The sequence below is a fragment of the Microbacterium sp. NPDC089695 genome, assembly GCF_044749085.1.
In the GTDB taxonomy this organism is placed as follows: Bacteria; Actinomycetota; Actinomycetes; order Actinomycetales; family Microbacteriaceae; genus Microbacterium.
The window spans coordinates 43602-64397 of sequence record NZ_JBIVHG010000002.1; the positions used below are offsets into that span (position 1 = coordinate 43602).

General features: G+C 70.0%; 19 protein-coding genes. 6 read left to right on the top strand and 13 right to left on the bottom strand.

Translation table 11 applies throughout. The features are described 5' to 3' along the window. Positions 1-5 precede the first annotated feature (5 nt). A complete protein-coding gene (locus ACIPYT_RS13280) occupies positions 6-470 on the top strand; it encodes a DUF3093 family protein (protein WP_401075013.1) in 465 nt (154 codons plus the stop codon). Positions 471-540: 70 nt separating this feature from the next. On the opposite strand, the gene ACIPYT_RS13285 is transcribed toward ACIPYT_RS13280, so the two are convergent. Then, positions 541-834, bottom strand: a complete 294-nt coding sequence (locus ACIPYT_RS13285) for a DUF4193 domain-containing protein (RefSeq protein WP_401075016.1) — start codon at positions 832-834, stop codon at positions 541-543. 195 nt (positions 835-1029) lie between these two features. On the opposite strand from ACIPYT_RS13285, the gene sepH reads away from it, so the two are divergent. Further along, positions 1030-2076 (top strand): septation protein SepH, encoded by a 1047-nt coding sequence (sepH, locus tag ACIPYT_RS13290; RefSeq protein WP_401075019.1) that lies wholly within the window; start codon positions 1030-1032, stop codon positions 2074-2076. A 21-nt stretch (positions 2077-2097) separates the two neighbouring features. Here sepH and ACIPYT_RS13295 read toward each other — a convergent pair whose 3' ends face one another. Then, on the bottom strand, positions 2098-3219 hold the full coding sequence (locus ACIPYT_RS13295) for an alkaline phosphatase family protein (protein WP_401075022.1): 1122 nt from the start codon (positions 3217-3219) through the stop codon (positions 2098-2100). A 59-nt stretch (positions 3220-3278) separates the two neighbouring features. Between ACIPYT_RS13295 and ACIPYT_RS13300 the strand changes: the two genes are divergently transcribed. Continuing rightward, positions 3279-5720, top strand: coding sequence for a DNA topoisomerase (ATP-hydrolyzing) subunit A (locus ACIPYT_RS13300; RefSeq protein ID WP_401075025.1), 2442 nt, complete (start codon positions 3279-3281; stop codon positions 5718-5720). A gap of 8 nt (positions 5721-5728) precedes the next feature. Here the strand turns inward: ACIPYT_RS13300 and ACIPYT_RS13305 are convergent, their stop codons facing one another. From ACIPYT_RS13305 to ACIPYT_RS13330, 6 genes are read right to left on the bottom strand one after another with little or no spacing between them, the layout of a single operon-like run. After that, positions 5729-6634 carry an arginase family protein gene (locus ACIPYT_RS13305; protein WP_401075028.1) on the bottom strand — a complete coding sequence of 302 codons (906 nt, stop codon included), beginning with the start codon at positions 6632-6634 and terminating at the stop codon, positions 5729-5731. 37 nt (positions 6635-6671) lie between these two features. Continuing rightward, positions 6672-7604: a 3-oxoacyl-ACP synthase III family protein gene (locus ACIPYT_RS13310; protein WP_401075031.1), complete on the bottom strand. Its 933-nt coding sequence runs from the start codon at positions 7602-7604 to the stop codon at positions 6672-6674. After that, a complete protein-coding gene (locus ACIPYT_RS13315; RefSeq protein ID WP_401075034.1) occupies positions 7601-8893 on the bottom strand; it encodes a F390 synthetase-related protein in 1293 nt (430 codons plus the stop codon). The genes ACIPYT_RS13310 and ACIPYT_RS13315 overlap by 4 nt, the downstream gene beginning before the upstream one ends. Further along, positions 8893-9690: an MBL fold metallo-hydrolase gene (locus ACIPYT_RS13320; protein ID WP_401075037.1), complete on the bottom strand. Its 798-nt coding sequence runs from the start codon at positions 9688-9690 to the stop codon at positions 8893-8895. Before ACIPYT_RS13320 ends, ACIPYT_RS13315 begins: the two co-directional genes overlap by 1 nt. Further along, positions 9687-10676, bottom strand: a complete 990-nt coding sequence (locus tag ACIPYT_RS13325) for an NAD-dependent epimerase/dehydratase family protein (protein ID WP_401075040.1) — start codon at positions 10674-10676, stop codon at positions 9687-9689. Before ACIPYT_RS13325 ends, ACIPYT_RS13320 begins: the two co-directional genes overlap by 4 nt. A 2-nt stretch (positions 10677-10678) precedes the next feature. After that, positions 10679-12802, bottom strand: coding sequence for a type IIA DNA topoisomerase subunit B (locus ACIPYT_RS13330; RefSeq protein WP_401075042.1), 2124 nt, complete (start codon positions 12800-12802; stop codon positions 10679-10681). 181 nt (positions 12803-12983) lie between these two features. Here ACIPYT_RS13330 and ACIPYT_RS13335 point away from each other — a divergent pair, with 181 nt between their 5' ends. Next, entirely contained in the window at positions 12984-13202 is a 219-nt protein-coding gene (locus ACIPYT_RS13335; protein ID WP_050720867.1) for a hypothetical protein, read from the top strand. A 51-nt stretch (positions 13203-13253) separates the two neighbouring features. On the opposite strand, the gene ACIPYT_RS13340 is transcribed toward ACIPYT_RS13335, so the two are convergent. Both ACIPYT_RS13340 and ACIPYT_RS13345 read right to left on the bottom strand, forming a co-directional pair. Continuing rightward, a complete protein-coding gene (locus tag ACIPYT_RS13340) occupies positions 13254-14306 on the bottom strand; it encodes an alanine racemase (RefSeq protein ID WP_401075045.1) in 1053 nt (350 codons plus the stop codon). Beyond that, the gene (locus tag ACIPYT_RS13345) at positions 14303-15004 is read right to left on the bottom strand and encodes an alanine racemase (RefSeq protein ID WP_401075048.1); all 702 of its coding nucleotides are present in this window, start codon (positions 15002-15004) and stop codon (positions 14303-14305) included. The genes ACIPYT_RS13340 and ACIPYT_RS13345 overlap by 4 nt, the downstream gene beginning before the upstream one ends. A 79-nt stretch (positions 15005-15083) precedes the next feature. Between ACIPYT_RS13345 and ACIPYT_RS13350 the strand changes: the two genes are divergently transcribed. Next, complete coding sequence (locus ACIPYT_RS13350; protein ID WP_401075051.1) at positions 15084-16100, top strand: sugar-transfer associated ATP-grasp domain-containing protein; 1017 nt, start codon at positions 15084-15086, stop codon at positions 16098-16100. Positions 16101-16162: 62 nt separating this feature from the next. Here ACIPYT_RS13350 and ACIPYT_RS13355 read toward each other — a convergent pair whose 3' ends face one another. From ACIPYT_RS13355 to ACIPYT_RS13365, 3 genes are all read right to left on the bottom strand, one after another. Beyond that, complete coding sequence (locus ACIPYT_RS13355; RefSeq protein ID WP_401075054.1) at positions 16163-16855, bottom strand: coenzyme F420-0:L-glutamate ligase; 693 nt, start codon at positions 16853-16855, stop codon at positions 16163-16165. Further along, positions 16855-18093 (bottom strand): RNA polymerase sigma factor, encoded by a 1239-nt coding sequence (locus ACIPYT_RS13360; protein ID WP_401075057.1) that lies wholly within the window; start codon positions 18091-18093, stop codon positions 16855-16857. Before ACIPYT_RS13360 ends, ACIPYT_RS13355 begins: the two co-directional genes overlap by 1 nt. A gap of 181 nt (positions 18094-18274) precedes the next feature. Next, the gene (locus ACIPYT_RS13365; protein WP_401075059.1) at positions 18275-19216 is read right to left on the bottom strand and encodes a proteasome assembly chaperone family protein; all 942 of its coding nucleotides are present in this window, start codon (positions 19214-19216) and stop codon (positions 18275-18277) included. A gap of 104 nt (positions 19217-19320) precedes the next feature. On the opposite strand from ACIPYT_RS13365, the gene ACIPYT_RS13370 reads away from it, so the two are divergent. Next, complete coding sequence (locus ACIPYT_RS13370; protein ID WP_401075062.1) at positions 19321-20793, top strand: leucyl aminopeptidase; 1473 nt, start codon at positions 19321-19323, stop codon at positions 20791-20793. The last annotated feature ends 3 nt before the right edge of the window (positions 20794-20796 follow it).

Below are 20796 nucleotides of genomic sequence, written 5' to 3' on the forward strand. Positions count from 1 at the left end.
GGCTAATGCAGAACACCACTCCCGAGACACGTGCCCGCTACCGCGAGAGGCTCTCGCCGAGCCTCTGGCTCCTCGTGACCATCGCGCTCGCCGGGCCGATGGTCTCATTGATCTTCGTGCCGGTCGGCTCGACCGTGGCGCTGATCGTCGGCGCGGCGGTCTCGGCGCTGCTCGTGCTCGCCGCGATCGCGCTCACGCCCGTCGTCTCGGTCGATGGCGGAGTGCTCCGCGCCGGACGAGCGCACATCGACGTCCACCATCTCGGCGATCCCGTTGCGCTCACGGGCGAGGATGCGCGGCAGGCGCGCGGCCCCGGTCTCCCGGCGCGCGGCTGGCATCTCATCCGCGGGGGCATCGACGGCGTCGTCGTCGTCCCCGACACCGACGTCGACGACCCGGTGGACGTCTGGACGATCTCGTCGCGCACGCCCGAGCGCCTCGCGGCCGCGATCACGGCCGCCCGCTCCTGAGACTCGACCCGGAGACGACAACGCGCCCCTGACCGTCGGTCGGGGGCGCGCACGTCTCGCTCGGATGCGCTCAGGCAGCGCACTCCTTGCAGATGGGGCCGGAGGCGCCCTCGTGGTCGAGCTGCGACCGGTGCTTCACCAGGAAGCAGCTCATGCAGGTGAACTCGTCCTGCTGCGCGGGCAGCACGACGACATCGAGTTCGAGGTCGGACAGGTCGGCGCCGGGGAGGTCGAAGCTGGACGGGTTGTCCGCATCCTCGTCTCCCGAAGAGCCGGAGTTCTTGTCCGGCACACGCTCCTTGAGGGCTTCGATCGACTCGGAGTCGTCTTCGCTCTTGCGGGGAGCGTCGTAGTCGGTTGCCATATGGAGAATCTCCACTTTCATGCGAGTGGGTGGTGCGCCGTCGGGGTAATCGGCGGCCATAGTTTGCACGACCACGGGTGAATAAGCAAATGCTGTGGTCGCGACAGAGCAAACTCGCGGCGCGCCCACGGTATTCCCGGTTCCGGCAGCGACCGCGTGACACCATGAACGCACACCCATCAGAGGGGCATTCGCATGGAAAACGTCACCATCGTCGGCACAGAAGCAGGAGTCCTCGTGCTCGCGACCGAGTCGGGCGAGCGGTTCGCGCTGCCCATCGACGACGTGCTGCACCGCGAGATCCGACGGGCCACGCGACAGGGCGAGCCCGCGACGCAGCGCCTGGCGGCGAGTCCGCGTGACATCCAGGCGCAGATCCGTGCCGGACTCACCGCCCCCGAGGTGGCCGAGCTTCTCGGGATCGACGTCGACGACGTCATCCGTTTCGAAGGCCCGGTGCTCGCCGAGCGCGAGCACGTCATCGGCCAGGCCCTCGCGGTCCCCGTCCTGATCGGCAGCGAGGTCGAGCCCGACGCGCAGCCCACCTTCGGCACGGCGATCCGCGCCAAGCTCGCCGACGTCCAGGCCTCCGAGGAGCGCTGGGCGAGCTGGAAGGAAGACCGCGGCTGGATCATCAAGCTCGAGTTCACCGCCAACGAGGTCGAGCACGACGCGCGCTGGAGCTTCGACCCGCGCCGCAGCGCACTCTCGCCCTTGAACGCCGATGCGACGCAGCTCTCCCGCCAGGGCGCGCTGCCCGAGGGCCTCATCCCGCGCCTCCGCGCCGTCGAATCCGAGCGCATCACCTCGCCGTACAAGGACGACAGTCGCTTCGACTCCGGCGCCTTCGGCCCTCGCCTCGTGCCGACGCCTGCACCCGACGCGGAGATCGACGACCCGTCGCTGCCCGAGCGCTCCGCGCCCGCCGTGCAGGACGCCGCGATCAAGCGCGCACCCGAGTCCTCGAACACGAGTCCCGAGACCGCCGACCTGCTCGAAGCGCTGCGGCGTCGGCGGGGACAGCGCGAGACGGCGCCGCTCCTCGAGGACGCGGCCGACGACGATGACGACAACGATCCGATCGCGCTGTTCGACGCGTTCGACACGCAGGAGCCGGAGCAGGACGAGCCCGATGAGCCGACCTCTCCCGAGCCGGCGAACGACGGCGGCGGACGACGACGGCGACGCAACGCCATGCCCTCGTGGGACGAGATCGTCTTCGGAGCACGAACCGACGAGTGACGCGCCCTCGGCGCCGAGGCGTCAGCGCCGGAACGCGCCGAACCGGATGTACGGCACCTGACGTTCCTCCGGCGTGAGCCCCCCGTGCTGGCCGATCATGCCGCGTCCGCGCTGATCCGCGGCCGTGCCGTTGTAGACCGCGCCGCTCCCCCGTGCGACGACCAGCAGGTCGCCGATCCGGGATGCCGCAGCATCTGTCACGACGGGGCCGAAGAGACCCGCACCGATCGCCTCGGCGCGCGTCGCCACATCGGCCAGCCCGTCGAGGTCGCTGCGCCACCGGAGCGCGACGCGATCGGCATCCGCGTCCGGTTCGACGTAGACGTGCAGCATGCGCGGCTCGCCGCCGATGTGCCGGACGTCCGCGAGATGCGTGTCGTCGAGCACGACCTGACGATGCGCGGGGACGTCGAGCATGCCGTGGTCGGAGGTGACGAGCACGCCCACTCCCGGCGGCACGCGCACGGAGAGAGCGGCATCGACCTCTTCGAGAGCGGCGATCCACTGCGGCGAGTCCATGCCGTGCTTGTGACCGGCTTTGTCGACCTCGGGGAGATAGCAGTACACCACGGCGCCCGGATGACGTTCGGCGAGCTCGTACGCGGCTTCCACGCGCGCGGCCGGCGTCTGCGCCGACACGAACTGCGCGCCGCGCAGGGTGGCCCGTGTGAACCCGCTGCCGGCGTAGGCCGCGACACCGACGGCGAACGCGGGGCGCCCCTCGGCTCGGGCACGTTCGAACAGCGTGGGCGCGGGCTGCCACGTGAGGGGATCGAGCCCCTCCGACTCCCATCCCGTGAGCTGGTTCACGAGCACATCGCGAGTGCTGTCCAGCACCCGGTACCCGACCAGCCCGTGCTCCCCCGGCCAGACGCCGGTGAGCAGGCTCGTGAGCGCGGCCGCCGTCGTCGAAGGGAAGACCGAGTGCGCGACGTCCTTCTTCGCCATGCCGGCGGTGAGCGCCCTGGCGTGACCCGCGTGCGCGCGCAGCGCGATCGCGCCGAGCCCGTCGACGAGCACGAGCACGACCGATTCCGCGGGTGGGAGCGCGCCCTCTCCCCCGCGCAGCGCCGAGAACAGGTCGTCCGCCACCCCGACGACGCTCCGGGCTGCGGACGACTCGGACGGTAGCATGAGGGACATCCGAGCCAGTCTGTCACAGGCGTCGGTACCCCCTCTGCCTCGCACCATCCAGGATGCCCATGCCGAAGACCCCGCCGCCCGAGCTCGCCCCGGAGAGAATCCAGGACATCGACCTCGAGAGCGAGATGCAGGGCTCGTTCCTCGAGTACGCCTACTCCGTCATCTACTCGCGCGCCCTCCCCGATGCCCGCGACGGCCTCAAGCCCGTGCAGCGCCGCATCCTCTTCCAGATGGCCGAGATGGGGCTGCGCCCCGACCGCGGACACGTCAAGAGCGCCCGGGTCGTCGGCGAGGTGATGGGAAAGCTCCACCCGCACGGAGACTCCGCGATCTACGACGCCCTCGTGCGCCTCGCCCAGGAATGGGCGCTGCGCGTCCCGCTGGTCGACGGGCACGGCAACTTCGGATCGCTCGACGACGGCCCCGCCGCCGCCCGGTACACCGAGGCCCGGCTCGCGGCGCCGGCCACGGCGCTCACCGAGAACCTCGATGAAGACGTCGTCGACTTCATCCCCAACTACGACGGTCAGTTCCAGCAGCCCGCCGTGCTCCCCGCGGCATTCCCGAACCTCCTCGTCAACGGCGCCTCCGGCATCGCGGTCGGCATGGCGACCAACATGGCGCCGCACAACCTCATCGAGGTCGTCGCCGCTGCGACGCACCTGCTCGAGAACCCGGACGCGACGACCGAAGACCTCATGGAGTTCGTGCCCGGCCCCGACTTCCCCTCGGGCGGCATCCTGATGGGGCTCGACGGCGTCAAGGACGCGTACGCGAACGGACGCGGCGCGCTCAAGGTGCGCGGCAAGGTCTCGGTCGAGCCGCTCGGGCCGCGCCGCACCGGCATCATCGTGTCGGAGCTGCCGTACATGGTCGGCCCCGAGCGGCTGATCGAGAAGATCCGTGACGCCGTGCAGTCGAAGAAGCTGCAGGGCATCAGCGACGTCACCGATCTCACCGACCGCAACCACGGGCTGCGCGTCGCGATCGGCATCAAGACCGGCTTCGACCCGAACGCCGTGCTGGAGCAGCTCTACCGCCTCACGCCGCTCGAGGACTCGTTCAGCATCAACAACGTCGCCCTCGTCGAGGGGCAGCCGCGCACGCTGGGCCTGCGCGAGATGCTCAGCGTGTACGTGGGCCACCGGATCGAGGTCATCACCCGACGCAGCCGTTTCCGTCTCGCCCGCCGCGAGGAGCGTCTGCACCTGGTCGAAGGCCTCCTCATCGCGATCCTCGACATCGACGAGGTCATCCAGGTCATCCGGTCGTCCGACGACTCGGAGCAGGCCCGCACGCGCCTGCGCACGGTGTTCGACCTCAGCGAGCCGCAGGCCGAGTACATCCTCGAGCTCCGGCTGCGCCGGCTCACCAGGTTCTCCCGCATCGAGCTCGAGACCGAGCGCGATGCTCTGCAGGCCGAGATCGCGGCCCTCCGGGAACTGCTCGCGAGCGATGCCCTGCTGCGTGCGGCCGTCGCGAAGGAGCTGGATGCCGCGGCCGACCTGTACGGCACGCCGCGCCGCACGCTGCTCATGAACGCCGCGCCGCCGAAACCGCGCGCGACCAAGGGCGCAGTCGATCTGCAGATCGCGGACGCGCCGACGCTGCTCGCGCTCTCGACCACCGGTCGCGCCGTGCGCGTCGATCTCGCCGAGGGACAGGAGCTCACCGCGCCCGCGCGCCGCAGCAAGCACGACGCGATCCTGGCCACGATCGAGACCACGGTCCGCGCGGAGATCGGCGCCGTGACGTCGGAGGGGCGTGTGCTGCGCTTCTCCCCCGTCGACCTTCCCTCGGTGCCCGGCTCGTCGGTGCAGCTCGCGGCCGGGACCCCGCTGCGCGACTACCTCGGCGTCACGACCAAGGGCGAGCGCGTCCTCGGCTTCGTGCGCTTCGACAGCGACGTGCCGATCGCCCTCGGCACCGCGCAGGGCACCGTGAAGCGCTTCGTCCCGTCCGCGCTCCCCGTGCGTCCCGACATCGAGGTGATCGGCATGAAGCCCGGTGACGCGATCGTCGGCGTCGCCGAGGCCGCCGACGACGCCGAGCTCGTCTTCCTCACCACCGACGCGCAACTGCTGCGGTTCTCGGCATCGTCGGTGCGTCCGCAGGGAGCGGCTGCCGGCGGCATGGCCGGCATCAAGCTGGGCGCCGGCGCCTCCGTGCTGTTCTTCGGCGCCGTGGCGCCTGGAACGGATGCCGTCGTCGCCACCGTCTCCGGTGCCGAGAGCATGCTCCCCGGCACCGATCCGGGCCGCGCCAAGGTCTCGTCGTTCACCGAGTACCCGGGCAAGGGCCGCGCGACCGGCGGCGTACGCGCGCATGCGTTCCTGAAGGGTGAGGATCGGCTCACGGTCGCCTGGGTCGGCGCGTCCCCCGCACAGGCCGTCGATCCGACGGGCGCGGTGCGCAAGCTCCCCGAACCGGGTGCGCGTCGCGATGCCTCAGGTCAGCCCGTCGAGGGAGTGATCGGCAGCATCGGGCGGACCCTGGTCTGAACCTGTCGTCAGGCGTTGACGTCGCGACCGAGGTCGCGCATGCCGGTGGCGACGATCTCGGCCACCGTGAGCGCGTGCGCACCCGTCGGGTCGAGATCGGGGTCGAAGACCGTGACGGATGCTCCCCAGGCACGCGGTGCGAGCCCCTCCAACAGACGCGTGAGCTCCTCGGGTGAGAGCCCGCCCGCGTCCGGGCTGTCGACCGCGGGCATGTGCGCCGGATCGAGGACGTCGACGTCGACCTGGAGCCAGAACCCGCGGTCCAGACGCGGCGTCGCGAGGACGTCGGCCGCAGCACGCACCGCGCCGTGCACCACGATGCGGTCGGCCGGGATCGTGAGCGCGAGCGTCTCGGACACCTCGTCGAGGTGCTCGTCGTCGCGACGGCATCCGATGTGCGCCGTGGCATCGGCGTCGAAGTAGGGTCCGAAGCCGTCGATGTCCGCGATCTCCGGGAGATGCCGGCCGATCGCCGCAGCGAGATCCTCTCCCGCGAGGGCGCCGATGGCGGAGCTGTTGCCCGGATGCCGGGAGTCGGTGTGCCCGTCGACGTGCACGAGGCCACCGCGTCCGGTGACCTGCGAGGCGAGGCCCGCCGCGACGATCAGGCTGCAGTCCCCGCCGAGGACGAGGGGCGCATCGCCCCGGCGGCGGATGTCGACGAGACGCGCGGCGAGCCGTTGCGCGTGTTCGACGATGGCGAGCTGATTGCGCAGGGTCAGCGGGTCGCGCGACGGGTCGTCCACATATCGGCCAGGTAGCACCACACCCGCATCCCGCGCGCCCTGCGACATCAGCACGGCGTGGAGCCCGGCCTCACGGAGCGCCTCCGGCGCCTTGGCCGTGCCGGGCACGGAGCCTGGCGTCGGTGGCCGCAGCCCGAGGTTCGTCGGGGCGGAGACGATGGCGATCATCGCCCCATCCTCGCAGCGCCCCTCCCGCGCCCGTGCATCACAGACGGAGGGCGAGGACGTTCGCGGTGAGACCCGCGGCGGTCCCGCACAGGATGACGGTGTCTCCTCGCCCCACGCGCCCGGCGTCGAGTGCTCGGGCGAGCATGAACGGCACGGACGCGGAGACCATGTTGCCGAAGGCGCGCACCTCATCGATCCGCCGATCGGCCGGTACGCCCAAGCGGTCGAGCATCGGTCCGAGGGCGGCCGACGCCTGATGCGGAACCCACAGTGCAACGTCGTCGGGCGACACGCCTGACGACTCGTGGAATGCGGCGAAGAACTCCGGCAGCACCCGCATCATCCCGAGCAGCGCGCGGCGACCGTCCATGTCGAAGAGGTAGTCGGCGGGATCGGAGTCGGCGTACGACTGCGCCGGAGACCGGGACAGACCGCCGCGGATCTCGGTGTCGTGCGCGTAGGCCGGCCACGTGCGCTGCGCACTCGCGATGACGCCACGGTCGGGATCCGCGGAGCGGCGCAGCACCACCGCCGCGCCCGCGTCGCTGAACAGCTCGAAGCTTTCCCGCTGCGCGGGGTCGAGGAACCGCGTGCCCACATCGCCCGACACCACCAGGATCGTCTCGTACGCGCCGGCGTCGAGGTACCTGGACGCCACGTCCACCGCGGTGATGAAGCTCGTGCAGGTCGAGTTCACGTCGAATGCGGCCGCGTGTCCGTCGAGCGTCAGTCGCTCGAGCACGAGCGCCGCAGTGCACGGGATCGGCTGCACGCCGGCCGCCGAGGCGCCGAGCACGAGGTCGACGTCCTCCGCGGCGACGCCCGCGTGCCGGAGCGCGCGCTCCGCGGCATCCACCAGCATGTCGAGGTGGGAGACGTCGTCGGCGATCCGATATCGCATCTCGTCCCCGAAGCGCACTGTCTGCTCGGGGAGCAATGTCCCCCAGCCCGCGATCTCGCAGTTCCTCATACCCGTCCGTCCCCCCATGCGCGCACCACCCGGCGCAACTTCACCGACCCGTCGTGAGCGTACGGCACGATCTCCACCCGGGGGCGCTCACACGACAGCCTGTCGGCGAGTCGATGCAGCTCCGCCTCCACGCTGCCGCGGGACAGCTCGTCGACCACGTCCAGCGCGACCTCGAGGCGCGACTCCCCCGTCTGGGTCACCCGGTACTCGTCGAACCCCTCAGCGAACAGCATCGCGCGCGAGACGAGGTCCGCGAACACCGGGATGGCGCGGCCGTCGCGACCGCGGAGGAGCAGAGTGTCGCCCTCCCGCCCCTCGATGCGGTCGAGCGCGGTCAGCGCACTCCCGCACCCGCACGGCTCTGAGCGCAGGCCGAGCACGTCACCGAGACGGTATCTCACGATCGGCTGTGCGCGGCGACGCAGGTCGGTGACGATCGGCACGAAGCGCCTCTCGTCGAGCCACTCCCGCTCGATCAGCACGGAGTCCTCGTTCAGATGCAGCACGCCGCGCTCGCAGGTGTGGGCGAGGAAGCCCTCCGTGCACTGGTACAACTGGTGCAGCAGCTGCTGCCCGAGAGCGACACGGATCCGTTCCGCGTCGGCGACCTCGAGCACCTCCGCCACCGCGTACACCTTGGTCGGCGCGACCTGGAAACGCCCGTCGTCCGCCGCCTGCGCGATGCGACGGAGGACCGACGGGGGCGCGACGAGGATGGTCGGTGCGTACTCCGTCAGAGCATCGATGTTGTCGTCCATGTCGGCGTAGACGTCGAAGTAGCGGAACGACACGACGCGCGATCCGACCGACTCGTACAGGGTGTTGTCCGCCCGGAGGAACAGGGCGATCCGGTGTCCGGCCAGTCGTCCTCGGGGCAGCGTGCGCGCGAGGACCGCACCCACCCAGGCGTCCCGCTCGGCGGCGCTCACGACGAAGAGGCCGCGATGCCCGCTCGTGCCGCTGGAGAGCCCGACCGACAGCCTCCCGAGATCCGCATCGAAATCCCGGGATCGCTCGTTCGCCATCGCGAGCGCGAGCGCGTCGTCACGGCGGACATCGACCGTGTTCATCTCGTCGAAGTGCGCCATCATGGCCGTCTTGTCCATCAGGGGCAGCTCCGCGAACGACCGCGTCGCGAGCAGGGCCGCGAAGTACGGGGAGCGCCGTCGAAGGAACCTCTCGTGCGCGCGGAGCAGCCGCCTCTGGCGTCGTTCCACGGCACGGCGCGATCGCAGCGGCCGCAACCAGCGCACGGCGGCGAACTCCCGAAGGATGCGCATCGTCGACATCAGTCCAGCAGATCCTTCGCGCCGGCACGATCATGACTGCACACCACGCGGATGCCGGAGTCGGCGATCGTGCAGAGGTCGCGGGCGGTCGTGGCGTAGGCCTCCGGGTCGAACTGCACCGCGCGCGGCAGTGCCCGCAGGCGGGGTACCGCGTCGAGCAGGTCGGCGCCCCAGGCGGCGTCTCCTGCGAGCAGGACGCGCCCGTCGACGAGCGCTCCGACATGGCCGTCGGCGTGGCCGGGGAGCGCCACGACCAGGTACGAGCCGTCGTCGAAGAGATCGACGGCGGAGACGTGGATGCCGCCCACCTCACGGTCGAGGAACTCGTCGTCGCCGAGCTCGCGACGACGCGCCCGCGGGAACCACTCGGGCAGCAGTCCGGGCAGCACGGCGCTGCGCAGGCTCGGCGCTGCGAGCGTGCGCAGCATCCCCTGAGTGAGCACGAACGTCGCCGTCGGGAACCGGCGGACGCCGCCGACGTGATCGGGATGCAGGTGCGAGAGCACCACGTGGGTCACCGTCGCCGGATCCACGCCGTCGTCACGGAGCCGCGCGGCGACATCGTCCGCATCATCCACGATCGGCGGCAGGAGACGCCGGTACACGGCCCCCCGCCACCCCGTGCGCCACGCGCCGGTCGCGTACCCCGTGTCGAACAGCACGCGTCGCCCGTCGTCGCCGTCGTACAGGAAGACGCCCGACGGGAACGACCGCACGCCCCGGGGCTCGCCGCGGAACATCGCGCCGACGTCGTGCGTCGTGCTCCCGCACACGTAGTGACGCAGCCGCCCGGTCACGAGGCGCTCCGCAGTTCGGCGGCCGTCGCGGCGAGTGCGTCGTCGAGCGCGACGGCCGGACGGTAGCCCAGGTCGCGCTTGGCCCGGGTGATGTCGAGCGTCTGCGAGAACGCGATCGTGCTGAGTGTGTACCTCGTGAAGGGCGGCTCCGGCCGACCCGGGAGCACACCGTGGACGCCCTCCAGGATCGCGGCGACCGCCCACGCCGCGCGCCGGTTCACGGAGCGAAGGCGTGGCGTCTCGCCGAGGAGATCCAACAACTGCACCAGCACGTCGCGGAACGGGCGGGGGTCGTCGTTCGTGATGTTGTAGACCCCTCCACGCGCATCGCCGTGGGTCAGGGCGAGGCGGAGCGCTCTCGCGGCGTTCTGCACCGCGGTCACATCGATCAGGTTGCGCCCGCCGTCGAAGATCGGGACGCCGACGCGAGCGTGCACGTCGAGGAGCCGCGGCACGAGACTCGGGTCTCCGGCACCGATCAGACCCCGGGGGCGCAGGATCACCATCTCCTCCACGTCACCGGCGCGCTGGGCCGCGTGCAGGAGTTCTTCGGCCGCGATCTTGGAGCGGATGTAGCCGTTGAGCCGATTCCGCGGATCGACCTCGTCCTCGCGGATCCCCTCGTGATCGCGCGGCGCGGCGTAGACGCTCGGAGAGGAGACGTGCACGATGCGTCGGACGCGGTTGCGACGCGCGAACTCCACGACGTGCGCGGTGCCGTCGACGTTCGCGGTCCTGAAGTCCCGCCACGGACCCCACGGCGTCGAGAGCGCCGCACAGTGGATCACGGCATCGACCTCGAGGTCTACGCTCCGCAGCGACGCCAGGTCTCCGGGCAGACGATGCTCGGCATCCGCGACCGCGCTGAGCGCGTCGGCGCGACGTCCCGCGGCGAACACCTCGTGGCCGTGGGCACGGAGTTCGCTCACGACGTGACCGCCGAGGAACCCGGTCGCCCCCGTCACCAGCACCCGGGCCGCAGACATGACTACGCGTCGATCGACTCGCGCGACAGCCGATCGGCCGAATCGATGATGAACTCGCGCCGGGGTGCGACCTCGTTGCCCATCAGGAGCTCGAACACCCGGCCGGCCGCCTCGGCGTCCTCCATCTGCACGCGGCGCAGCAGACGCCCGCCGCGCTCCATGGTCGTGGAGGCGAGCTGCTCGGCGTCCATCTCGCCGAGGCCCTTGTACCGCTGGATCGGCTCGTGCCATCTCTTGCCGGCCTTGCGCAGCTTGGCGAGCAGGGCATGCATCTCCTGCTCGCTGTACGTGTAGATCGTCTCGTTGGGCTTGGAGCCCGGGTTCATCACGATCACACGGTGCAGGGGCGGGACCGCGGCGAACACACGACCGTGCTCGATGAGCGGCCGCATGTAGCGGTAGAAGAGCGTCAGCAGCAGCGTGCGGATGTGGGCGCCGTCGACGTCGGCGTCGCTCATCAGGATGATCTTGCCGTAGCGCGCCGCGTCGATGTCGAAGCTGCGCCCGGAGCCGGCGCCGATCACCTGGATGATCGATGCGCACTCGGTGTTCGAGAGCATGTCGCCCACAGACGCCTTCTGCACGTTGAGGATCTTGCCGCGGATCGGCAGCAGTGCCTGGAACTCGCTGTTGCGGGCGTTCTTCGCCGTGCCGAGGGCGGAGTCGCCCTCGACGATGAACAGCTCGCTGCGCTCGACCTCGTTCGTGCGGCAGTCGACCAGCTTGGTGGGCAGCGTCGACGATTCGAGCGCGTTCTTGCGCCGCTGCGTCTCCTTGTGGGCACGCGCCGAGACCCGCGCCTTCATCTCCGAGACGATCTTGTCGAGGAGCTGCGTCGCCTGGCTCTTGTCGTCGCGCTTGGTCGACGAGAAGCGCTCCGCGAGATCCTTGCGGATCACCTGTGCGACGATCTGGCGCACGGCCGGGGTGCCGAGCACCTCCTTGGTCTGCCCTTCGAACTGCGGTTCGGGGACGTTGACCGTGAGGACGGCGGTGAGCCCTGCGAGCACGTCGTCCTTCTCGAGCTTGTCGTTCGCCCCGACCTTGAGCCGCCGCGCGTTCTGCTCGACCTGTGCACGCAGCACCTTCAGCAGCTCCTGCTCGAAGCCCTGCTGATGCGTACCGCCCTTGGGCGTCGAGATGATGTTGACGAACGAGCGGCTGATCGTGTCGTAGCCCGTGCCCCAGCGCATCGCGATGTCGACGGCGCACACGCGCTCGACCTCAGTGGCCACCATGTGGCCGTCCGCCTGCAGCACGGGGACGGTCTCCTTGAAGGTGCCCTCGCCCTGGATACGCCAGGTGTCGGTCACCGGGGCGTCGGTCGCGAGGTACTCCACGAACTCCGAGATGCCGCCTTCGTACAGGTACGAGGTCTCGTTCACCGACGGCGCGATGGCGACTTCACCCTCGGTCTCCACGGGCGCCGGTGCAGCACGACCGTCGCGCACGACGATCTCGAGCCCGGGGACGAGGAACGCGGTCTGACGCGCCCGCGTCTCGAGCTCTCCGAGCTGGAACGCGGCGTCCTTCGTGAAGATCTGACGGTCGGCCCAATAGCGCACCCGGGTGCCGGTCACGCCCCGGGGCGCCTTGCCGATCACGCGCAGTTCGCTCTTCTGCTCGAACGGCGTGAACGGTGCGTCCGGCCGCTTCTCGCCCGTGTCCGCGAACGTCCCCGGCTCGCCGCGATGGAACGACATCGCGTAGGTCTTGCCGCCGCGGTCGACCTCGACGTCGAGTCGCTCCGACAGAGCGTTGACCACCGATGCGCCGACGCCGTGCAGACCGCCGGATGCCGCGTACGAGCCGCCACCGAACTTCCCGCCGGCGTGCAGTTTGGTGTAGACCACCTCGACGCCGGTGAGACCCGTGCGAGGCTCGACGTCGACGGGGATGCCGCGACCGCGGTCGTGCACCTCGACGCTGCCGTCGTCGTGCAGGATCACGTCGATCTTCGACCCGTTGCCGGCGACGGCCTCGTCCACGGCGTTGTCGATGATCTCCCACAGGCAGTGCATGAGCCCCGGGGATCCGTTGGACCCGATGTACATGCCAGGGCGCTTGCGGACGGCCTCGAGGCCTTCGAGCACCTGGAGATGATGGGCGGAATACTCGGCGGTCACAATCTCCGATTGTATTCTCGGCGAGCTTCCGGAGACCGCCGACACTCCCCATGACTGCCGAGCCCGTGGCCCGCGCGTACGCGCTGAGCGAAACACGCCGTCAACCGGGCATGCGTACAGGTGGGGCGTGGTTGTATTGAACACGCCCAGCAGCGAACCCGACACCATAGGAGGCACCGAGATGAACGCAACGACCGAACGTGAGACCTCCGCCGTCGAGTTCCGCCTGACCGCCATGGATCGATGCGATTCGTGCGGCGCTCAGGCGTACATCGCGGCCGAGGTCAACGGCTCCGAGCTGCTCTTCTGCGCCCACCACGGCCGCAAGTACGAAGAGAAGCTGCGCAGCATCGCCACGAGCTGGCACGACGAGACCGCTCGCCTGATCGACGCGGTCTGATCAGCTCCGGAGCCCGTCCCACCGACGGGCTCCTTCCATATCCGCTCCCGATCACTCGCCGACGATCTCGCGTCGCACGAACGGCGTGAGCCGGGTGAGGATCTCCTCGCCTACGGTGTCGATGCGCTCCGCGAGCGTCGTTGCAGAACTCTCGCCGCGGTCTCCCGCGCCGAACACGTGCACCTGATCGCCGACCGCCATTCCGGGCCAGCCCGCGACGAGCGTCGAGGTCTCCCCCACCCGCCGCAGTTCGCGGGCCCCGGCAGGCGTGCCCACAGACGCGCCCGTCAGGGTCGACGGCAGACCGTCGAATGAACCGAGGCCGATCATGGCGTCGCCCCCGGCGACATCGACGACCGTCGCGATGAGCTCGGACACCGGCAGGATCCCCTCGAGGTCGGGACCGTCGGCCGAGCGGATGCCGTAGCAGAACGCCCCGATGCGCGAGACGGTGCCGCGCAGCTCCGGTCGCCACCACGACGCCGCCGAGGCCGTGAGGTGCAGCGCCTCCGGAGTCGCTCCCGCCTGTGAAGCCACGGAGACTGCCGTGAGGAAGACCTCGCGCGCGTCGTCGTCCTCGGCGTCGCTCGCCTCGGCCAGATGACTCCAGATGCCGACCAGGGCGGCGTGTCCGGCCGCCTCGGCCGCGCGCACGCGCTCGATCGTGTCGGGCCACTCGGTCGGGAGCAGGCCGTTGCGGTGCAGTCCGGTGTCGATCTTGAGATGGATCCGTGCGGTGATCCCGCGCGCCTCGGCCCGGTCGAGCACGCGTCCCAGGTACTCGGCGGTGCCGACGCCGAGATCGATGTCGTGCGAGAGCGCCTGATCGATCTCCTCGTCGGTCGATGTCGCCCACGCGAAGATCCGCACCCGGTGCGCATCCGCGCCGAGCATCTTCCGGATCTCGACGCCGCTGCTGATGTCATAGGAGCCGAAGCGCGACACCCCCGCCCGCACCGCGGACTCCACAGCCCAGGCGAGTCCGTGCCCGTAGGCCTGATCCTTCACGACGAGCATGAGCTCGGACGGCGCGATGCGCTCGCGAACGGCGGCGATGTTCGCGAGGAAGCGGTCGGTGCGGATGCGCAGTACAGGACGGCTCATGCCTCCCACCCCCGCTCCGCGTGCGCGGCGGCGACCGCCAGCAGCTCGGCGTCGCCGAGGCCCGTCACCTCGCTCCACCGGGCGAGCGCGTGAGCCGCGGGGCCGCGCCCGCCGAAGTACGTCACCTCGGCGCCGACGGCGACTCGCCCGGCATCCTGCAGATCGACGACGCACACGTCCATCGCGACACGGCCGACGATCGGCCTCATCCGGCCGCCGATCTCGACGTCGGCGCGATTGCCGAGCGACCGTGCGACGCCCTGCGCGTATCCCCCGGTCACGAGCGCCATCGTCGTGGGGGCCGAGGCGCGGAACGTGTAGCCGTACGAGACCGCGTCACCCGCCTTCAACGGCTTGGTCGAGAGCACCCGACCCGTGAGACGGAGCACCGGCGCGATGCCGCCCGCGATGCCGGGGAGTCCGTAGAGGACTCGCGGGTCGATGTCGGGTTCCCCCGAGGTCACGCCCGAGATCCCGTTCCGTGCGAGCAGGTCGGCCTCGTCGGCGGAATCCACGCGCACGGCCTCGGCACCGGCGGCGACCACGGCCTCGGCGACAGGCAGCAGGCCGTGCCCCCAGGCATCACGACGGAGGTCAGCGAGACGCCCGCCTCCCGCGACCGCGGCGGCGGCGCACGCGGCGAGAGCGGAGCGCGAGATCAGCGCGCGCGGGAGGGAACTGGAAGTCGACTCACACACCCCTCCAGCCTAGCTCCGCCCTCCCAGGATGCCCGGGGGCGCCCCCGTAGACTGGACGAGACCCCGAATTTGGAGATCCATGTCACGCTTTTCCCTCGCGCCCCGCGTCCGCTATCTGATGGACCGAGCTCGGCGCATCGACGTCGGCTCCGTCATCGAACGCGCGAAAGAGGCCTCGGCCCAGCACGGCAAGCCCGTGCCGCTCGTCGTGATCGACATGCTGTGGTCGGCCGGTCGGCACAACGTCGGCTTCCAGGACTACATCGACTACGACTTCGCGATCCTGTCGAAGGCCGAGCGCGACACGTACATGACGCATCCCGTGTCGAACCAGATCTCGCAGCAGTACGACCACCCCGACTACCGCCACCTGTTCCACGACAAGGCCGAGTTCAACGTGAAGTTCGACGCTCTGCTGAAGCGCGAGTGGATGCTGATCACGGCCGACAACGCCGACGAGCTCCGCGCCTTCACCGAGCGCCAGGGAACGATCGTCGTCAAGGAGACCCACGGCCAGGCCGGCACTGGGGTGCACCGCTACCACGCGAAGGACGTCACCGACTGGGCCGCCTTCCACGCCGAGCTGCTGTCGAAGAAGCAGGTCCTCGTCGAGGAGGTCATCCGTCAGCACGCCGACCTCGCCGCCGTCTGCCCCGGCACCGTCAACACGACGCGCGTCACCGCGTTCTTCGACGGCGAGAAGACGCACATCCTCGCCATCGCCCAGAAGTTCGGCCGCGGCGCGGTGAGCGATCAGATGAGCTTCGGCGGCTTCTACACCATGCTCGACGACGACGGCCACGCCATCGGCCCCGGCTACGACTCGCACGGGCACGTGCACGTCACGCACCCCGACTCCGGCTTCACGATCGCCGACTTCCAACTGCCGCTCATGGACCAGGTCCGCGAGTTCGTCGACCAGGCGGCCCGAGTCGTCCCGCAGGTCCAGTACGTCGGCTGGGATGTCGTCGTCACGCCCGACGGCCCCGTGCTCGTCGAGGGCAACTGGGGCGCGGGCGTCTACGAGAACAAGCCGAGCGTCACCGGCATCCGCACGGGCCACAAGCCGCGCTACCAGGCCGCGATCGGCTTCTGACCCGGCGACGACGAAGGCCCGGATGCTGCGGCATCCGGGCCTTCTCGTATGTCGTGTCTGGGTCAGACCGCGCGGACGATCCCCATCGGCGTCGACTGACCGCCCTGACCGAGCGGGTTGTCGCCGAGGATCTGCACGAGCCGGCGCTCACCGGCCTTGTCGAGCGTCGATCCGAGGATGTTGCCGCCGATGTCGTTGATGTCGACCACGGCGACGTCGACATCGGAGCCCACGAGCGTCTGCACGCGGTGCGCGACCTCACGCGGATTCTTCGGGCCGAGGACGACGGCCTCGTTGTACGGCGGGATCGTGTTCTTGGTCGGACCGTCGATCGCCCGCGCCTTGTCGCCCGCGATGCGGTAGAAGTCGCCGCGGCGTCCGAACGCCTTCGTGATCACCGAGACACCGGCAGCGAACAGGATCCGCAGCGTGCCGCACTCGCGCAGCGCCATCTCCATGGTCTCCGGCATGCCGAGACCGATGCCGTACGAGGTGCGCACGACGTAGCGGGAGAGGAAGCGCGCGAGCGGACGCGGCGTGATCTCGTCGAGACGGTACGAGCGCCCCTGCGTGATCGCGACGATCTTCTCGGTCACGAACAGCAGGTCGCCCGGCTGCACGGCATCCTTCGCATACTCCGTGATGACGGAGTCGAGGTCGTCGTTCGGCATCACGACGCGCGTCTTGAGCGGGATGCGCGCGTAGCTCGTCCCATCGACCTTCGCCTCGAGCGCCTTGCCGTCGTTCGCCTGCATCACTCGAGGTAGTCCCGCAGCGACTGCGAGCGGCTCGGGTGGCGCAGCTTCGCCATGGTCTTCGACTCGATCTGACGGATCCGCTCACGGGTCACGCCGAACGTGTCGCCGATCTGGTCGAGCGTCTTGGGCTGGCCGTCGCCGAGGCCGAAGCGCATCCGGATCACGCCGGCCTCGCGCTCCGACAGCGAGTCGAGCAGCTGCTCGAGCTGGCGCTGCAGCATCGTGAAGCCGACCGCGTCCGCCGGGACGACGGCCTCGGTGTCCTCGATCAGGTCGCCGAACTCGCTGTCGCCGTCCTCGCCGAGCGGGGTGTGCAGCGAAATGGGCTCGCGACCGTACTTCTGCACCTCCACGACCTTCTCGGGGGTCATGTCGAGCTCGCGGCTCAGTTCTTCGGGCGTGGGCTCACGGCCCAGGTCCTGCAGCATCTGCCGCTGGACACGCGCGAGCTTGTTGATGACCTCGACCATGTGCACCGGGATGCGGATGGTGCGGGCCTGGTCGGCCATGGCTCGGGTGATCGCCTGACGGATCCACCAGGTGGCATAGGTCGAGAACTTGAAGCCCTTGGTGTAGTCGAACTTCTCGACCGCACGGATGAGACCGAGGTTGCCCTCCTGGATCAGGTCGAGGAACTGCATGCCTCGACCCGTGTAGCGCTTGGCGAGCGAGACGACGAGTCGCAGGTTGGCGCCGAGCAGGTGGCTCTTCGCGCGCTGTCCATCGCGGGCGACCCACTGCAGGTCGAGACCGAGCTGGCCGGCCTTCTCGGCGGCCGACATCGACGACAGCTTCTCCTCGGCGAACAGACCCGCCTCGATCCGCATGGCGAGCTCGACCTCTTCGGCCGCGTTCAGCAGCGCGACCTTTCCGATCTGCTTGAGGTAGTCCTTGACCGGGTCGGCCGTCGCACCCGTGATCTGGGTGGAGTAGACCGGCACATCCTCGTCGTCGTTCGACGAGATGACGATCGCGCCCGTGGGCAGCGGCTCGGTGAACGCCGGCTTCTTGTCGTCCTCGTCCTCGTCCGCCTCCTCGGCGGCAGCAGCGGGAGCGTCGTCTTCTTCGACGATGTCGTCCGACTTCTTCTTCTTGGCAGGGGCACGCTTGGCCGCGGCACGCTGCGCGGCGGTCTTGGGCGCGGGCTTCTCGACCTTCTCCTCCGCCGCGGTGTCGACCTCGGCAGTCTCGTCGGTCTTCTTCGTCCGGGTTTTCTTCGTCGTGGCAGGAGTCACGTTTCGCCTTTCACGGGGCCGCGGGCGGCCTCGGGACATTTCGGACACTAGTAAGACCCTTGTCAAGCCCGATCTCCGAAAAGATCGATTGACAACGGGTCAGAGTCCTAGTATCGCACACGGAAAGGGGTGCGGATGCATTCCGCACAACTTCGGGCCGGGCTCGGGGCGCTGACGTCGATCAGCCGCGGCCCGGCTTGTCCTCGTCGCCGGTCGGGCGCGATGCCAGGTAGCGCTCGAGCTCGGCGGCGAGCTCGTCGGCGCTCGGCAGATCGCGCTCGTTGAAACCGCCCTCGTCGTAGGAATCGTCTTCGGGGTCTCGGCCGGCCATGTAGGCGTCGTAACGGCGCTCGAGCCCGTGCACCATCTGCTGGAGCTCGTCGTTGCCGAGCACCTGCTCGTCGACGCGCGCGAGGTAGTCCTCACGACGCTCCTGCACCTCGTCGAGCATGAGCACCAGGCCGGTCGCGGCCATGAGTCTCTCGGCGGCGGCGATCACCGCATCCGGGTTCTCGGTCTCGGCGAGGTAGTGCGGAACGAGGAGCACGAAGCCGACGACGCGGTCGCCGCGCTCGGCGAAGCGGAACTCGAGGAGATGCCCTGCGGTCGCGGGGACCTGCGTGCGGGGGCGCCACACGGAGTGCGCGACGGTGAGCTCACGACGGTTGCCGCTCACCGTGGTGCCGATCGGACGCGTGTGCGGCACGGGCATGGCGATCGAGTGCACCCAGCTGAGCCCGGAGACCTCGAACTCGGTGGCGAGCTCGAGCACGGTGCGAGCGAACTCGTTCCACGCGAAGTCCGGCTCGTAGCCCGCGAGCAGCAAGAACTTCTGCCCCAGCGCATCGGTCGCGAGAGAGAGCTCGAGGCGTGCAGGCCGGAACTCCGTGAGGTGGTCCTGATCGAACGCGATCACGGGACGCCGGGCGCGGTAGTCGAGCAGCACGTCGTTGTCGAAGATCGCGATCGGCTGCGGCGATGTCGTCTCGCGCAGGTGTTCGATGAGCCCCGAGACCGCGTTTCCCGCGTCGGTGAACCCCGTCAGCAGCAGGACGAGGGGCAGCCCGCGCGGCACCGCTGGCGCGTTCGCGACACGTTCGTGGATGTCTCCGGAGAAGGGCATGCCTCCATGCTACGAGCCGGGAGGGACAGCAGGGCGGCACGGGTCATGCTCACAGCGAACACGCCGAGCGACGACCAGGGGCGCGCGATCCCTAGGATGGAGGCATGACGCTTCCCGCGCTCTCGCGCACCACCGATCAGTTCCCCGGAAGCGCTGCAGACGCCGCAGTGCTCGTCATCCCCGAGATCAGCGACTCGACCGAACCGCTCTCCGGCTACCCCGGACTCGCGGAGTCGCTCGCCGGCGTCGGGTACTCCGGTTCGGCCTCGGCCTTCACCCGCGTGCACGCACCGGACATCACCTCTCTGCCTTTCGCCGTCGTCGGTGTGGGCCGTACACCCGACGCCGCCGCCGTGCGCAACGCCGTCGGCACGGCCCTGCGCGCTCTCACGGGCTTCGAGACGGTGTCCGTCGCCCTCGCGCCGGGCCTCGAGGACTTCGCGGCTGCCGCGGCCGAAGGCGCGGTGCTCGGCGGCTACCGTTTCGAGGGCTACCGCTCCGACAAGGGCAAGCCCCGCGCGACCACCGTGATCCTGCACGCCGATCTCGACGAGGGGGCCGTCGCGCGGGCGAGGGCGATCGGCGACGCCGTCGCGCTCATCAAAGACCTCGTGTCCACACCGGCCGAATGGCAGAGCCCTGCACAGCTCGCCCAGAGCGCGGTCGACAGCGTGGCCGCTCTCGACGTCGCGGTCGAGGTGCTCGACGAGGACGCACTCGCCGACCAGGGCTTCGGCGGCATCCTCGGTGTCGCCCAGGGCTCGGACCGCCCACCCCGCCTCGTGCGGCTCGACTACGCGCCCGCCGAAGCGACCCGTCACATCGCGCTCGTCGGCAAGGGCATCACGTTCGACACGGGCGGGCTGTCGCTCAAGCCCGCGGCTTCGATGGTCGGCATGAAGTTCGACATGGCGGGTGCCGCGACGAGTCTCGCCGCCCTCCGGGCGATCGCGACGCTCGGTCTGCCCGTCCGCGTCACCGCGTGGCTCTGCATCACCGACAACATGCCCTCCGGCCGCGCGCTGCGCCCGGGTGACGTGCTCCGCATCCTCGACGGCACGACCGTCGAGGTGCCGAACACCGATGCGGAAGGGCGTCTCGTCATGGCCGACGGCCTGGTCGCCGCGAGCCGCGAGAACCCGGATGTGATCATCGACGTCGCGACCCTGACGGGCGCCATCGTCATGGCGCTCGGGCACCGTCACACCGGTGTCTTCGGAGACGACGACACGGTGGCGGAGCTCCTCGCGGCCGCGAAGTCCGTCGACGAGCTCGCCTGGCACATGCCGCTCCCCGACTACATGGAGGACTCGCTCGACTCCCCCATCGCCGACATGCAGAACGCGAACATGGGCGACCGCATGGGCGGCGCCTCCTACGCGGGCCTGTTCCTGCGCCGCTTCATCGGCCGCGTCTCCGACGAGGACGACGCGCCGCGCATCCCCTGGGTGCACCTCGACATCGCCGGATCCGGCGAGCACAACGGAGCCCCCTACGGCTTCACGGACAAGGGTCCAACGGGAGCGATGGTCCGATCGATCATCGCCTTCGCCGACGCATCCCACACGGAGGCATGACCA

Excerpts from the sequence above, each read along its gene's own strand:
- ACIPYT_RS13280 (WP_401075013.1), top strand. The coding sequence starts at position 6 with ATGCAGAACACCACTCCCGAGACACGTGCCCGCTACCGCGAGAGGCTC.
- ACIPYT_RS13285 (WP_401075016.1), bottom strand. The coding sequence starts at position 834 with ATGGCAACCGACTACGACGCTCCCCGCAAGAGCGAAGACGACTCCGAG.
- sepH (WP_401075019.1), top strand. The coding sequence starts at position 1,030 with ATGGAAAACGTCACCATCGTCGGCACAGAAGCAGGAGTCCTCGTGCTC.
- ACIPYT_RS13295 (WP_401075022.1), bottom strand. The coding sequence starts at position 3,219 with ATGTCCCTCATGCTACCGTCCGAGTCGTCCGCAGCCCGGAGCGTCGTC.
- ACIPYT_RS13300 (WP_401075025.1), top strand. The coding sequence starts at position 3,279 with ATGCCGAAGACCCCGCCGCCCGAGCTCGCCCCGGAGAGAATCCAGGAC.
- ACIPYT_RS13305 (WP_401075028.1), bottom strand. The coding sequence starts at position 6,634 with ATGATCGCCATCGTCTCCGCCCCGACGAACCTCGGGCTGCGGCCACCG.
- ACIPYT_RS13310 (WP_401075031.1), bottom strand. The coding sequence starts at position 7,604 with ATGAGGAACTGCGAGATCGCGGGCTGGGGGACATTGCTCCCCGAGCAG.
- ACIPYT_RS13315 (WP_401075034.1), bottom strand. The coding sequence starts at position 8,893 with ATGTCGACGATGCGCATCCTTCGGGAGTTCGCCGCCGTGCGCTGGTTG.
- ACIPYT_RS13325 (WP_401075040.1), bottom strand. The coding sequence starts at position 10,676 with ATGTCTGCGGCCCGGGTGCTGGTGACGGGGGCGACCGGGTTCCTCGGC.
- ACIPYT_RS13335 (WP_050720867.1), top strand. The coding sequence starts at position 12,984 with ATGAACGCAACGACCGAACGTGAGACCTCCGCCGTCGAGTTCCGCCTG.
- ACIPYT_RS13340 (WP_401075045.1), bottom strand. The coding sequence starts at position 14,306 with ATGAGCCGTCCTGTACTGCGCATCCGCACCGACCGCTTCCTCGCGAAC.
- ACIPYT_RS13350 (WP_401075051.1), top strand. The coding sequence starts at position 15,084 with ATGTCACGCTTTTCCCTCGCGCCCCGCGTCCGCTATCTGATGGACCGA.
- ACIPYT_RS13355 (WP_401075054.1), bottom strand. The coding sequence starts at position 16,855 with ATGCAGGCGAACGACGGCAAGGCGCTCGAGGCGAAGGTCGATGGGACG.
- ACIPYT_RS13365 (WP_401075059.1), bottom strand. The coding sequence starts at position 19,216 with ATGCCCTTCTCCGGAGACATCCACGAACGTGTCGCGAACGCGCCAGCG.
- ACIPYT_RS13370 (WP_401075062.1), top strand. The coding sequence starts at position 19,321 with ATGACGCTTCCCGCGCTCTCGCGCACCACCGATCAGTTCCCCGGAAGC.